Consider the following 12,461-nt stretch of genomic DNA (forward strand, 5'->3'; position numbering starts at 1 on the left):
GGCCCTGAGGACCTGAGTGTGAGCGACCCGCAACCGCCCGGCCCTGTGCCGGCAGTCAGCCTCGACAAGCTATTGGCGAGGCTGGACGATGCCATTCTGGCGCTGGAAGATAGCCGGCCTTTTGCCAGGGCCGGCAAGCTGCCCAGGCTTTTTGATGTGATCCGACGGGTACTTCAGCAGCCAGAAGGTATGGCTGCGATTGAATCCCGGGCCGAGCGGCTGGAGCAGGCCGGTGTGTTCGAGGGAACCGACTGGGCCGATCCGTCCATTCTGCTGCCGGCCCTGACTACCTCGTCGCTGCAAAGCCCGAACGCCGACACCGTGGTTGTTGAAGCGCTCAGCGAACTTCGGCTGCTGGCGATTGCCCGGGGTGAGTACCTGCATGATGGCTTTTCCGCGGAGCAGGCCCATCACTATCTCACCCAGGTGCTCGCGATCAATCTGGGCTTGTTGTTCGGCCTGACCGGTGAAGCCGAACGGGAGCAGGGCAAGCTGGCGCTGATCAGCCAGGGGCTGGTTCAATACGTGGCCAGTCACATCGGTTACGAGCAGGTGATTGACAGCCTGATTGAGGAGATCTGGCGGATCCTGGAGCAGCGGCCGATTCAGGTGGAACCGGTGCGCAAAATGATTACCCAGATTGCCCTGTGCCGGGCCGATCCGGGCACGGACCTGGGCGGTGCCGGCCTTGGTGCCGACCGCTTGATTTCCAGTCTGTATGGCCCCACCCGGGCCTGCAGTGAAGATCCTGGCATCGTGGTCTATCAGCAAAGGCTGGAAAGCATGGACAGCCTGGCCTTGTATAACGAAGCCACCGGCTTTGCCCGCTCCATGCACGATACCGGCCTGGTGTCGCCCTATCATGCGGTGTTTATCCGCTTTGTTCTTGAGGAGGAAGAAGCGCTGGTCACCGAGGCGCTCGGTCTTTCCAGTACCGGCAGGGATTGTCTGTTGTGTTATCGGGAACTGGTGCAAACACTTTTGCGTGAGGCGGTGTTCCCGGAGACCTGTCAGGGCATTTATGGCCTGGCCCTGCTTCTGGAGCGGGGGATCCTTTATCAGCCGCCGGTCGCACCTGCCCTGTGGCGGCAGATTCGTCTGTCATTGTGCCCGGAGGCCCGCGAGCGCCTGCAGTTGGCCTTCGGCTACCAGCCCCAGCCCGCTGCCTGGCTGCTGCAGGGGGTACTGAATGTGCTCGGCCAGCCGCTGGGTGTTGGGCAAGGCAACAACCCCACCTGCCAATCGGCCAGGGCGTTGTCCATGTGGGCCTACAATGACCCGGATTATCTGCTGCAGATGGTGGCCTGGGCGGTGCGTGATAACGAGATTATCATGCACTTTGAAGGGCAGCCGGTGTCCTCCGCCGAGAGCCAAGCTGGCGTTGCGCCCGAAGTCACCCTGGATCTTGATCCGGTTTCGCTGGTCGTGGTGCCGCACCTGGACCGGATCTACGCCGAAATGGGCCGGTTGTGCCTGGGCCGGGAGGGAGATCCCCATCGCTGGGTCAATCCGGAGTTCCATGGCTGGTCGTCCGGGCGCGGGTTTGCCATCAATGTGGATGTGGAAACCGGCCAACTGGTAGAGCTGGAAACCTTTATCCGTCACTTTTATGCGTCTTACCATCCTTATTACAACGGCAATCAGCCGCTGATTCATCCGCAACCGGCGGGCATCGCGGTCACCGACAGCGCCGCCCGCTTTATCGGCTGGCATGCCATCACGATTTTGCGGGCCGCGCTGGACCCGGAAGGGGAAATGCGGGTGTACTTCTTTAACCCCAACAATGACAGCGGCCAGAATTGGGGTGATGGCGTGACCGTCAGCACTTCCGGGCATGGGGAGCGTTTTGGCGAATCGTCCCTGCCGTTTGGTCAGTTCACCTCACGGCTGTATATCTACCATTTTGATCCGCTGGAGCGTGGTGAGCCGGCCGATGTGCCCGTGGAAGAGTTGCAGCAGGTCATTGCCCGGGTACACCAAAGCTGGGGCAAAAACCGAGTGCCGTCCCAGGGGCTGCAGGCGCAGCCAGGAGCCGCGGACTGAAGCCGGACGGCGCTGCCTGTCTGGAAGGAATCAGCTGGTGTGTTCGCCGGCGGCCCGGAGCATGGCGTGCAGCAGCTCGTCTGCATCGAACTTGGTCAGGGCCTCGTTGGCTCCTACCTGGTTGGCGTAACTCAGGCTCATCTCACTGTTCAGGGAGGTGTGCAGAATGATGTACGGCTGTTTGAGGCTTTTATTGTCGCGGATGTTGAACGTCAGTTCGTAACCGTCCAGGCCTGGCATTTCAATATCGCTGACCAGGATGTCAATCGGCTGTCCCAGCTCGTGTTCTCTCACCAGCACCTGCATCGCTTCGTCGCCATTGGTGGTGACATGGTAGGAAATATCCTTGGCATCCAGCACATCTGATAGCTGCTTGCGTGCCACCATGGAGTCATCCACCAGCAGGATGTTCAGATTCCGCAGGGTTTCGATTTCCATGGGTGAGAGCAATACCTCGCGGGCATCGACCGACTCGGGATACACCTTCGCCAGAAGCAGCTCCACGTCCAGCAACTGAATGATATCGCCGTCTATATCCAGCAGGCCGGTGATGAACGCGTTGGTGCCCAGGGCCCTGGGTGGCGGCATTACCGTTTTCCAGTCGGTTTCGATGATGCGGTTCACGCTGCGCACCATAAAACCAATTTCCCGGCGCTGGATGTCGGTGATGATGATCGAGCCTTCCTGCTGCTCTTCCCGGGACATGGCCGGATAGCCCACCGCCGCCGCCATATCAATAACCGGCACGGCCGACCCCCGGAAGGTTGCGGTGCCGATCACTGCATGGTGACTCTGGGGCAGGTGAGTCAGCTTCTGCAGGGGCAGTATTTCCCGGATCTTGAGAGTGCCAAGGCCAAACAGGCGCGATCCGAACAGGCGGAACAGCAGGAGTTTCTGGGTCTGTTTCGCTTTGCTCGACATAAACATATCCTTGCACGTTGGCAGGCGTAAGCGCCTGTCCGGTAACTGGAAAACCGATAAATGTATCAGGATGCCGGCCGGTCTGGCCACACACCCTGCTTATAGTAGCAGCTTTGCCGGCGACATGAAGGCCATGCTCACCAGGGCAGGTTGGCAAGGATAAACCAGCCGGTGCCACCGGTAACCGCCAGGGCAATCAAAGCCAGTAAGCCGTCTTTGGCAACGATTGACAGGCCAAAAGCCGCAAGCGCCAGCCCGCCGCCAGTGGCGCTGAACGGGATCAGCTCCATCAATGGCGTGGCGAGCGCAACAGCCATACATACGATGGCCATCAGGTATTGGCCTACTCCACTGACCAGCCAGGGCAGACGAGGCCTGGTCCAGCGATCGACGAAGGCGGCAGGCCGCCTTGCCCAGCGTAATCCCCGTAAAAGTTTGTCCCGGGATAATGAGCGTCTGGCCAGTTTGCCCGGCAACCAGATGGTGTGGCGCTGGAACAGGCGCTGCCCCAGCGTCAACAATACCAGCAGTGCCATCAGGGTGGGTACGCCGGGAATGTCACCAATCAGTGGCGCCACGATGATCAGCCCGGCCACCAGCACCACCGGCCCGAACGAACGTTCGCCAACGGCAAGCAGTATGTCGTGCACCGAAACCTGCGCCCGGGACTCTGAGTGGCTGTGAATGCGCTCGAGGAGCTCTTGAAGGTTGCCCGGATCTTTTGCCTGGTGAGGAGCGTGACTCATGTGCCGTGGCTCGGGATTGGGTGGGTCATAAACGAAAAAAGCCCCTGAAATCAGGGGCTTTTTCTGGTTGTTTGGTGGAGACGGCGGGAATTGAACCCGGCGTCTAAGGCTTTTGCAGCACCACACCAAACCACAGAGCCTCACAAATCAGGGAGTTAAAAAAATACCGTAACACAGTAAGCCACACAAAACCGCACCGGCGTTGACACTTTGTTGACACTGGAGTTAGGGCGCCTCTTTCAGCAGTAGCCGAAAATAAGCGAGCGTATTTTCGTACGTTTCGAGGAATTGCTGGCTTTCTTTATCTAGGGAATTCTTCCACTCAAAAGGTAGTGCATCAGCTTTGCTGAGACAGAAAAAAGTTTCCAGGTGCTTACTAATGAAAACCCGATAACGATTTGTAGCGGTTGGGAATGTTTTTAGTGTCATGATTTGGTCAAATAGGAGTTTGAATAGGTGTCCCAGTTCTTCGTTCCTACTATTAATGAACATTGACCTACTAGATAGGTCAAAACCTGGATGAAGGAAGGCGATGGATTGAGGCCACTTTTCCAAAAATGCCTCTAATGGTATTTCTAAGAAATCCCCATATTTCTCGTCATAGGCAACCAAGGTGTCGTCTTTTCTTAACTTTATTTCTTGCTCTATTTCTTTAATGGAAGCAACAATGTCATCGATTTTTGCCTGTGAATCGAAGTGTTGAACTTGAGCCTCCGCGGCAGCACTAGCCTTTGCTACTTCTTGGCGTGTTAATTGCAATTCTTCCTTTGAGATTCTTAACGCTTTGCTCTGGATTCCAATCGTCAACAAAAGAGCAAGCAGGCCTGTTAAGGAGACTAGAGCGCCGACCGACCCTCCCACGAAATCCCCAAATTCCGCCCATTGGGTATGGTCTTTTGTGATATCACCATTAAAATGCTGGGAGTATAGAACTAGGAAAGTCGCTGCTAGGACAACGTTTATAGCAAACAGTCCTCCTAGCCAATTCATGAAGTTTTTGTGATCTTGCTCTGTTGCATTCTCTGCCATTGGTGGCAATCCCTTGTTAATCAGTTTCCTAATGATACGTGTCGGTGTAGTCTACGGTAGTTCGGCCAATGCCGTCATCGTCTTCCATTCGGAAAAGGAGAGCCGCTATCTTTAACTTCCAGCCAGGTCAGGTCTACAAACGCCGCAAAGACATTCACTCCGTATTCGGAGGGCAACAGCAAGGCGGCATATCCACCCCCAAAGCTCACCCTGTCATTTTTGCCTTTACCGGTTCGGCCGGAAGCCAGCACGGCTATGAAGACGGCTGGACATAAGATGGAGTCTTCAACTACTTCGGTGAAGGCCAGGTCGGACCAATGACCTTTTCGTCCGGCAACAAAGCGATCAGGGATCACCTGAAAAACGGCAAGGAACTCCTGCTTTTTGAAAAGCTCCGCCACGACGGTTCAGTTCGATTCATGGGTAGCTTCGTCTACTCAGGCTACGAGTACCGGGAAGCACCTGATACCAACAAGGAAATGCGGCAAGCGATCGTGTTTCATCTTTTGCCGATTGAGGACTTTAGCACTACCAGCACAGAAGACCAGCAAACAGAAACATCATTAGCAGAGCTCCGAAATCGCGCCTATAACGACCGGCAGACTACCGAACCGACCGCGACAACGAACGTAAAGAAACAGGTTTTCCAGAGAAGTGCAGCCGTGAAAGCCTATGCCCGGCGCCGAGCTGATGGTGTTTGCGAAAACTGCGATACGCCCGCCCTTTTCACCAGCTCTAACGGTGAACCGTTTTTGGAAGTGCACCATATTCTGCGGTTATCCGACGGCGGCCCCGATCGGCAGGACCATGTGGCGGCCATCTGCCCGAATTGCCATAGAGCCGCACACCATGCGGAAAACAAGCAGGTAATTAACAAACAGCTTCTTGCTCACATTGCTGAGAAAGAGGCTTCATTTGGACCGGCCTGATTTACGGTGCATGGCCTAGTTTCAAGGAATGAATAATGTCTTGGCTAAAAATCTATTCTGCAGTTCTGGCCGCTATCCTTACTGCCTGGGTAATCATCTCGGTGGTAACTCTGGCTATCTGGTCGGCTTACCTTGATCATCAAATGGCGTCACTAAAAAGCCACTTTGAGCAATTCCAGGACGAGATGTCTTCCGTTACCGGAGGTGATATTTCACCCCAGTTTGGTGTTGTGGAGAGAACGCCGACCCCGGCAAAAGAGCCTGAACAGCCGTCGGCAACGGAACGCTCAAAGCCAACCACTTCAGCCAGTGCAGTACAAACCAATAAAAAGATGTGTGAGTTCTGGCGGGCTGAGTACCAGAAGGATGCTACTCGTCAAAATGAAGGCTTCATGGAAATGGCGTGTATTCGGTACCGAAAGAGCTTGAGGGAACTGCAGCAGTAGAGTCCCATGCTGTTGTGGCGTCTTTGTGCGAAATTTCTTACGTAAACTGAAGATATTGCCTCTAAAAATCGCGGCTGAGCCCTGTAGGTTATGAGTTGAGCCCGCTGGTCAGGACGACCGGGGCTCAGTGCTGACAGGATGTCTTGGCGAGCGCGACACCTGCATAGTGGTGTGACCTCAGGGAGAGGCCTGCTTCAAGTTTTGTATTGGAAAATAAATCTTTATCTATGCATTAAAGTGCTTTACTTGCCTAAAGGATAGAGCGGCAGTATTGCTCGAGGGATAGGTGAGCTGTTTGTAATTCTATCTACATGCTCTCGGATATAAGGCCACGCATGTAGTACTGCGTTTCTGTTCTTAAAATATTCTCTTTCTTCTTCTTCCCAGCATGACGCGCATTGTTCTAGATCATAAATCAGTAGAAATTTTGAGTTCAGCTCAAATACACTTTCTTTTTCGTCATTGAATCCATTTACTTCAATGTCAAATTCCACTGTATATCTATGATCTTTGTCTTCACTAAAGTGGTCGTGGTGTGAGTTTATACTTATTTCGAGAGATCCACCACGTGGGTCAGCGTTGCTCGGAAAGCATTCAAAACTATTTTTTAGCAAGTCGATACTTAAAATTGTAGCGCAATGAGCAAAAGCATCTGATTTGCTTTTATCATGTTCTGACATTTCTTTCCTCTAAACTAAGAAACTTTTGTGACAACCCAAGCCGGTTTTTTGCTGCGTCCAAACCTATAACCACTGGTATGCTTAAATGTGGCAACATCTTTGAAGTCGTCGGCATCTATATATATTTCTTGTGGTTCATTTTTACTTATTCGAGAAAGAACGTTTTGCAGCTTTACGCTGTTTAGCTCTTCAAGTGTAAGAGCTCTTATTAGTCTGTCGGCCATGGGCGAAAGGTCATTGTGCTCTTTTTCCCAGCGTGAAATAGATACGTTAGATACTCCAAGCTCTTTTGCAGCTTGGAGACCGCTTAGCCCTAACTTCTCTCTGAGAAAAGCAAACTCCTTGCCCGAGAGTGGTCGGTTGGATGATGCAAGGCTAATTCTTACCTGCTTCATCATGAGATTGTACTTGGGCAGTGATTGAGCGGTGTGTCCGCAGTCCTCACAGGAAATATGTTCGATGTTTCTAATAACAATATTTTTTAGGCCTAAGCGATTAAGCTTGAGGGATTTTTTTTCGATTGTTACATCATCGGAGCCGCAAACTTTGCAAAACATAAAGCGCCTCTCTTTATCTACCATTCTGTTATGACAGTTAACTCATCTTCGGCAGGGATGATTGTTATAGCTACCGTTTCTCCCCACCTTGTTTTGTAAAGGACTCTATAACGGTAAGTCGTTAGTCCTTTTTTGTTGGTGTGCTCCCGATGGTCAACAACTTCCCCATTTCTTAAGGTTTCTAGTACGTAGTCTTCGCATATTCCTCTTTCGTCCATTCTGTCGATCGCGTGGTCGACAAGGTTAAGGGTAAGGCGATCCGACCATGCGTACTCATTGATTAAAGTCGTCGCCTCACTGTAGTCCAGAGGATTTTTTAGAACTGTGCTGCTCATATCAATGCTGGTTCATATTCACAGCCTCGTCAAGCGGACTTTAACGGTTTGTTAAAGGGGGTGCCATTTTAACGCTATGTTAAAAAAAGTCGAGGCATAGTTGGTTGAATTTCCCTATCGCACCGAAGGGTTGGGCTAAATGTTAGCTTGAGCGTAGTGTAAATTATTGAAAAATATGATTTTTGGTTTCTGCTTTTGAGCTCTAGACACCTTAATCATTTCCCTGTTCTTGTTATCGTTCCCTTTCCCGGCTCCCTTGCCATGCCTTGACGATCCGAGCTGCCAAGCGGAAACCTATCCTATTTTCAGGCTGTTCTCTGAACGAGCTTTCTCCATCTCCGGGCTGATCTGGCCCACCTCCGGTATGGTCTTTCCCGTCATTATCCAATAGGAGAGCTGAGGAAAGACTTGGTTTAGTGCTTCCAGGTAGTCCTCGTTCACCTTCTGCTTCCTTCCCCGGATATTGCCCCACTTGTACCGGTCGATCCCGGTCAGTTCCTCCATCTTTTTTGATGTCAGATCTAGGGTATCGAAGATTTCTATTATCCGATCTCTGATCATAGTTATCTTAAAATAGTAAAATATACTCGCTCTGCTAGAGCAAGCATTAAGTACTCAGTACTTAGCGTTTGTTACAGAGTGATTTTGTGGAAAACAGTGTAGCAGAGTGCAGAACAGTGGACGAGCAAAAGCAAATCATCCTGATAGCAACGCCGGTCATGACGCAGGAGCGCTACGCCCAGCTGACCGGCCTCACGGAAGGGCAGGTAAGGGGCCAGATCGAAAAAGGTCATCTGGCGTTCATCAAGATTGGCCGCGTTCGCATGGTGAACATTGCCGCCCTGTCTCAACAGGCACTGGATCAGGAGGACTGGCAATGATCAACGAACAGGTCCGCAAGCTGAAGCAATCCTCCATTTGCGAACTGGCCGAAAGAGCCTGCCTCGCATGGGCAGAACGCAACTTCAATGACCATCACTTTTACTGCGCCAAGTTGATCGGCATGAAAAGCGCGTTCGTGGGCGTTGATTGCCAACTGGTAAACGACGTACGCGACAGCCTGGACCGGGTGGACGAATTCTGCGCCTCCGGTGCCAAAGACTTTCACGCCTGGGCAGTAGGGCAGGCCTGCAACGTATTGAAGGTGGCGGCATGAAAGTCCTGAACGAATGTGGCAAGTCCGTAAAGCTCTTTGTTGAGCTTCGGCAAAACGGTGGGTGCAAGGTTCCTGGTTTCTGGTTCTTCGACGGGAAAAAGCTTGTTGCATCTGCTGACCGCCTCGGCCCCGCCTGCATGGTCGCGCCGGGCACCATTGCTGTAAGTGCTTCAGGTCGTCAGTGGATGGCCGTGGGCGGTGACAGCGAAAACGGTGCGGCTGGCTGGTCTTTTGTCTCTCCTTGCGTCGAACAGCCGCCCGTCGAAGGCGAAGCCGTTCAATTCAATAACAACCCGAAGTCCCTGAAGATTCGCGCCAAGCTGGACACCTATCTGGAGTATTTCAGAAGCGTCAAAGGCTACATGCCGCGCTCGGTGGTACTGCGTAGTGAACAGCTCATGACCGTGGGGGCTCTGCCAGGGCAGCTCTATAAACACGTCCGGCCAATCAGCATCCCGGAGCGGGAAATGGGTTACCTGGAACTGGGGCAGATAAAGCAAATCCTCCAGGAGATTCGGCAGGGCTCAAAGAATCCACACGTTTACCTGGTAACGCGCCTTTCCCTGGAAACTGGCGCCAGGTGGTCCGAAGCCGAAGGGCTTACGCTTGCCAGGTTAAAGCCATATCGCGTGACTTACGATCAAACCAAGTCTGGCAAAAAACGATCAGTGCCAATATCCAAAGCGTTTTACCTGGAACTCAAAGAACATCTGGAAGAGTGGGGCAGTTTCGGCACGTCGACCATTTCAGCGTTTCGCCGCGCCGTCGATCGGACCGGCATCCAGTTACCCGACGGTCAGTGCGCCCATATACTCCGGCACACGTTCGCCAGCCACTTCATGATGAATGGCGGCAACATTCTGGCCCTTCAAAAGATCCTGGGCCATTCGTCGATTGCCATGACCATGCGATACGCGCACCTGGCACCGGACCACCTGGAGGAAGCGGTAACCCTGAACCCCATGTGTTCCGTTGACGTTTCGTTGACACCTGAAGAAAAAACGGAAGGCCAGAAACGAAAAAAGCCCCTGAAGTCAGGGGCTTAATTCGTGGTGTTTGGTGGAGACGGCGGGAATTGAACCCGCGTCCGCCAGCACTCAGCCTTGAGGTCTACATGCTTAGTGTCTCTCTATTGTTTTAAGTTCAAGCGACCCGAGAGTCAGGGTGCAAGAACCGAGCTCTTTAATCTTAGCCGTTAGACAGTGAGCTCTGACTAACGGAGCAGCCTATAAGCGATGACGTCCTGGGATGTTGCTACTGGGTTATAGGCGCCCCAGCCAGGACGACCGGCAGCTTACGCTGCCAGTGCGTAGTTTTCGTCGTTTGCGACTATTTTAAAGCAGCTTTGGATTTACGAGATTCGCTGCCATCTCGACATGCACCCAAGGGTTCGTCACCGGCGTCGAAGCCATGTCGTCCCCTCTTGTCTTCAGTATATGGGTATCGTTTGATCAACTTCAAGTAGTAAACGAGTGGCTTGTACCTACCGGTCCGGATTACTGGTTCACTTCCCGCAGAATGCGCTGTTTCTGGCGGTTCCAATCCTTTTCCTTTTCGGCGGCTCGTTTGTCGTGTTGTTTCTTGCCTTTCACCAGGGCGATCTCGCACTTTACCTTGTTGCCTTTCCAGTAGAGGGCCAGCGGCACGCAGGTGTGGCCGGTCTGGTTTACCTTGCCGATGATCTTGGCAATTTCCTTGGCGTGCAGAAGCAGTTTCCGGGTCCGGGTCGGGTCCGCTATCACATGGGTGGAGGCGGTGATCAGCGGGGTGATATGGGCTCCGAGCAGCCAGGCTTCGCCGTTTTTCAGAAGCACGTAGGCATCCACCAGCTGGGCTTTGCCGGCCCGAAGGGATTTGACTTCCCAGCCGAGTAGCGACAGGCCCGCCTCGAAGCGTTCCTCGATGTGATACTCGTGTTTCGCCTTTTTATTCAGGGCAATGGTGTTACTGCTTGGTGCTTTCTTCTTCTTGCTCATGAATCCTGTCCGGGATCGGAAGAATGGTGAATCGGCTATTGTAGCCCAGTACGGCGTGGCGGGTCACGGTGTCGCTGGGCAGCCATTAACGGTGTTGCCGTGGTTCGGCTACAATAACGGGCTCATGGATGCCAGGGGCCGGAATGCCACGCAAGTATCAGACATCTATCGGGTCGTTTACCCGTAAATCAACCTTCTTCTGGGCGGCGGTGGGTGCCACCGTGGGCCTGGCGAACCTGTGGCAGTTTCCCTATCTGGCCAGCCGGCACGGCGGCGGCTTGTTTATTGTCCTGTATCTGGCCTGCCTGCTGTTGGTGACCCTGCCTCTGATGGTGACTGAAACCGTGTTCGGCCGGCATTCCCGGCACGGTATTGTGCTGGCCATCAGTGGTTATGTGAAAACCGCTGGCAGTCATCCGGCCTGGCGTGTGCTTGGTCCGGTCAGTATTGTTGCCGCGTTTTTGGTGCTGTCATTCACTGTTGTTTTTGGCGGAATTGTGCTCGCCTATGTCTTTATCGGAGCGGCAGGGCAGTTGCGGGGCGCAACAGAAGCGCAGGCCTCGGCTGTTTTTGCCGATCTGGTGGCCAATCCCGGTAACTATCGTGAATTGATGGCCTGGCATTTTTTCTTCCTGTTGCTGCTTTTGCTGGTCTCCGGACGTGGAGTGGTAAGAGGGGTTGAGCGTTCCGTGCGCTTTCTGGTGCCACTCATGCTGCTTCTTATGGTCACCTTGTTTGTGCTGGCGGCCTGGTATGGTCAGCTGGGCTCCGGCGCTTCCCGGGTGCTTGAGGCCAGGCCTGAGCAGTTGGGGCTGGACAGCCTGCGAGCCGCTTTTTTCCACGCGTTTTATACCCTCGGGCTGGGCATGGGTGTCTGGACCATTTTCGGGGCCTATGCGGCCCCGGGTACCCGCCTGAAGCGCTCGGTGCTGGCGGTTGTGCTTACCGATACACTGGTGGCGATAGTTGCCGGTATCATGATGTTCGCACTGACCCGGGCCGGCCTGGAGTCTGAGCGGGGGTTCAGTCTCCTGTTCGTTTCCCTGCCGGTAACCCTGGCCCAGTTGCCCTATGGGCAGTTGGTGACGGCTGCCGTCTTTTTAATGGTGATGCTGGTTGTCTGGACGACTGCTTTGGCACTGTTTGAGCCCGTGATCGGCTGGTTGCGCGAATGGGCCGGTGCACCTCGCCGGATGTCTGTGCTGTTGGTCGGCACGGGTGTCTGGCTGGCGGGGCTGGTCTCGCTGTTCTCTTTCAACCTCTGGACCGGTTACCACCCGGGCGGAGTGTCGCCTTTCCGCTGGGTTGAGTTGTTGGCGGGCGGGGTGCTGGTTCCGCTTGCCGGGATCATGCTGGCCCTGTTTACCGGCTGGTGCATTAGTCGTCGCTATGCGGGTGATCTTCTGGGGCGTGCGGTGCCCGCCGTCCATCGATACTGGTATTGGGCACTAAAGCTCGTGGTGCCGGTGGCCGTGGCTCTGATTGGCCTGCAATACACGGTATTTTCGCTGGCGGATGTTTGCGAAAACGGAAATGCTTCCATCTGGTGCGGTGGCGATCCCGCTGAAGTCGAAGGAGCGGGAGCGCAAAACGAGCCAATGGAGGGCAGAATCCGGTATGATGAGCAGCCATGATTGCTTGTG

At 53.8% G+C, this 12,461-nt stretch carries 15 protein-coding genes, 1 other RNA gene and 1 pseudogene; 8 read left to right on the plus strand and 9 right to left on the minus strand.

Translation table 11 applies throughout. The features are described from left to right. Positions 1-18 precede the first annotated feature (18 nt). The gene (locus BMZ63_RS03145) at positions 19-2,043 is read left to right on the plus strand and encodes a hypothetical protein (RefSeq protein ID WP_091701527.1); all 2,025 of its coding nucleotides are present in this window, start codon (positions 19-21) and stop codon (positions 2,041-2,043) included. Between the two features lie 30 nt (positions 2,044-2,073). Here BMZ63_RS03145 and BMZ63_RS03150 read toward each other — a convergent pair whose 3' ends face one another. From BMZ63_RS03150 to BMZ63_RS03160, 3 genes are all read right to left on the minus strand, one after another. After that, positions 2,074-2,964, minus strand: a complete 891-nt coding sequence (locus BMZ63_RS03150; RefSeq protein ID WP_091701530.1) for a chemotaxis protein — start codon at positions 2,962-2,964, stop codon at positions 2,074-2,076. A 137-nt stretch (positions 2,965-3,101) separates the two neighbouring features. Continuing rightward, on the minus strand, positions 3,102-3,710 hold the full coding sequence (locus BMZ63_RS03155) for an exopolysaccharide biosynthesis protein (RefSeq protein WP_091701533.1): 609 nt from the start codon (positions 3,708-3,710) through the stop codon (positions 3,102-3,104). 225 nt (positions 3,711-3,935) lie between these two features. Then, positions 3,936-4,739 carry a hypothetical protein gene (locus BMZ63_RS03160; RefSeq protein WP_091701535.1) on the minus strand — a complete coding sequence of 268 codons (804 nt, stop codon included), beginning with the start codon at positions 4,737-4,739 and terminating at the stop codon, positions 3,936-3,938. A gap of 68 nt (positions 4,740-4,807) precedes the next feature. Here BMZ63_RS03160 and BMZ63_RS15325 point away from each other — a divergent pair. The 3 genes and pseudogenes from BMZ63_RS15325 to BMZ63_RS03170 all read left to right on the plus strand — a co-directional run. Further along, a pseudogene (locus tag BMZ63_RS15325) lies at positions 4,808-5,251 on the plus strand (SRA domain-containing endonuclease); the annotation flags it as partial. 150 nt (positions 5,252-5,401) lie between these two features. After that, the gene (locus BMZ63_RS15330; protein ID WP_483406811.1) at positions 5,402-5,668 is read left to right on the plus strand and encodes an HNH endonuclease; all 267 of its coding nucleotides are present in this window, start codon (positions 5,402-5,404) and stop codon (positions 5,666-5,668) included. A gap of 35 nt (positions 5,669-5,703) precedes the next feature. Beyond that, the gene (locus BMZ63_RS03170) at positions 5,704-6,114 is read left to right on the plus strand and encodes a hypothetical protein (protein ID WP_091701541.1); all 411 of its coding nucleotides are present in this window, start codon (positions 5,704-5,706) and stop codon (positions 6,112-6,114) included. A gap of 242 nt (positions 6,115-6,356) precedes the next feature. On the opposite strand, the gene BMZ63_RS14830 is transcribed toward BMZ63_RS03170, so the two are convergent. The 4 genes from BMZ63_RS14830 to BMZ63_RS03185 all read right to left on the minus strand — a co-directional run bounded on the left by BMZ63_RS14830 (position 6,357) and on the right by BMZ63_RS03185 (position 8,247). Then, positions 6,357-6,794 (minus strand): hypothetical protein, encoded by a 438-nt coding sequence (locus tag BMZ63_RS14830; RefSeq protein WP_143072188.1) that lies wholly within the window; start codon positions 6,792-6,794, stop codon positions 6,357-6,359. 14 nt (positions 6,795-6,808) lie between these two features. Then, positions 6,809-7,351 carry a type II TA system antitoxin MqsA family protein gene (locus BMZ63_RS03175; RefSeq protein ID WP_177187015.1) on the minus strand — a complete coding sequence of 181 codons (543 nt, stop codon included), beginning with the start codon at positions 7,349-7,351 and terminating at the stop codon, positions 6,809-6,811. A 17-nt stretch (positions 7,352-7,368) separates the two neighbouring features. Beyond that, entirely contained in the window at positions 7,369-7,686 is a 318-nt protein-coding gene (locus BMZ63_RS15290; RefSeq protein WP_091701546.1) for a DUF4258 domain-containing protein, read from the minus strand. 294 nt (positions 7,687-7,980) lie between these two features. After that, positions 7,981-8,247 carry a DNA-binding protein gene (locus BMZ63_RS03185; RefSeq protein WP_091701548.1) on the minus strand — a complete coding sequence of 89 codons (267 nt, stop codon included), beginning with the start codon at positions 8,245-8,247 and terminating at the stop codon, positions 7,981-7,983. A gap of 116 nt (positions 8,248-8,363) precedes the next feature. Here BMZ63_RS03185 and BMZ63_RS03190 point away from each other — a divergent pair, with 116 nt between their 5' ends. Genes BMZ63_RS03190 through BMZ63_RS03200 form a run of 3 tightly spaced genes read left to right on the plus strand, consistent with a single transcriptional unit; the run spans position 8,364 to position 9,888 of the window. Next, positions 8,364-8,567 carry a hypothetical protein gene (locus tag BMZ63_RS03190; RefSeq protein WP_091701551.1) on the plus strand — a complete coding sequence of 68 codons (204 nt, stop codon included), beginning with the start codon at positions 8,364-8,366 and terminating at the stop codon, positions 8,565-8,567. Then, entirely contained in the window at positions 8,564-8,842 is a 279-nt protein-coding gene (locus BMZ63_RS03195; protein WP_091701553.1) for a hypothetical protein, read from the plus strand. Before BMZ63_RS03190 ends, BMZ63_RS03195 begins: the two co-directional genes overlap by 4 nt. After that, the gene (locus tag BMZ63_RS03200) at positions 8,839-9,888 is read left to right on the plus strand and encodes a tyrosine-type recombinase/integrase (protein WP_091701556.1); all 1,050 of its coding nucleotides are present in this window, start codon (positions 8,839-8,841) and stop codon (positions 9,886-9,888) included. The genes BMZ63_RS03195 and BMZ63_RS03200 overlap by 4 nt, the downstream gene beginning before the upstream one ends. A gap of 11 nt (positions 9,889-9,899) precedes the next feature. Here BMZ63_RS03200 and ssrA read toward each other — a convergent pair. Next, positions 9,900-10,263, minus strand: a transfer-messenger RNA (tmRNA) gene (gene ssrA, locus BMZ63_RS03205). Between the two features lie 75 nt (positions 10,264-10,338). After that, entirely contained in the window at positions 10,339-10,818 is a 480-nt protein-coding gene (smpB, locus tag BMZ63_RS03210) for an SsrA-binding protein SmpB (RefSeq protein WP_091701559.1), read from the minus strand. A 143-nt stretch (positions 10,819-10,961) separates the two neighbouring features. On the opposite strand from smpB, the gene BMZ63_RS03215 reads away from it, so the two are divergent. Next, a complete protein-coding gene (locus BMZ63_RS03215; RefSeq protein WP_091701562.1) occupies positions 10,962-12,452 on the plus strand; it encodes a sodium-dependent transporter in 1,491 nt (496 codons plus the stop codon). Positions 12,453-12,461: the final 9 nt, after the last annotated feature.

The sequence above is a fragment of the Marinobacter persicus genome, assembly GCF_900114155.1.
Lineage (GTDB): Bacteria > Pseudomonadota > Gammaproteobacteria > Pseudomonadales > Oleiphilaceae > Marinobacter > Marinobacter persicus.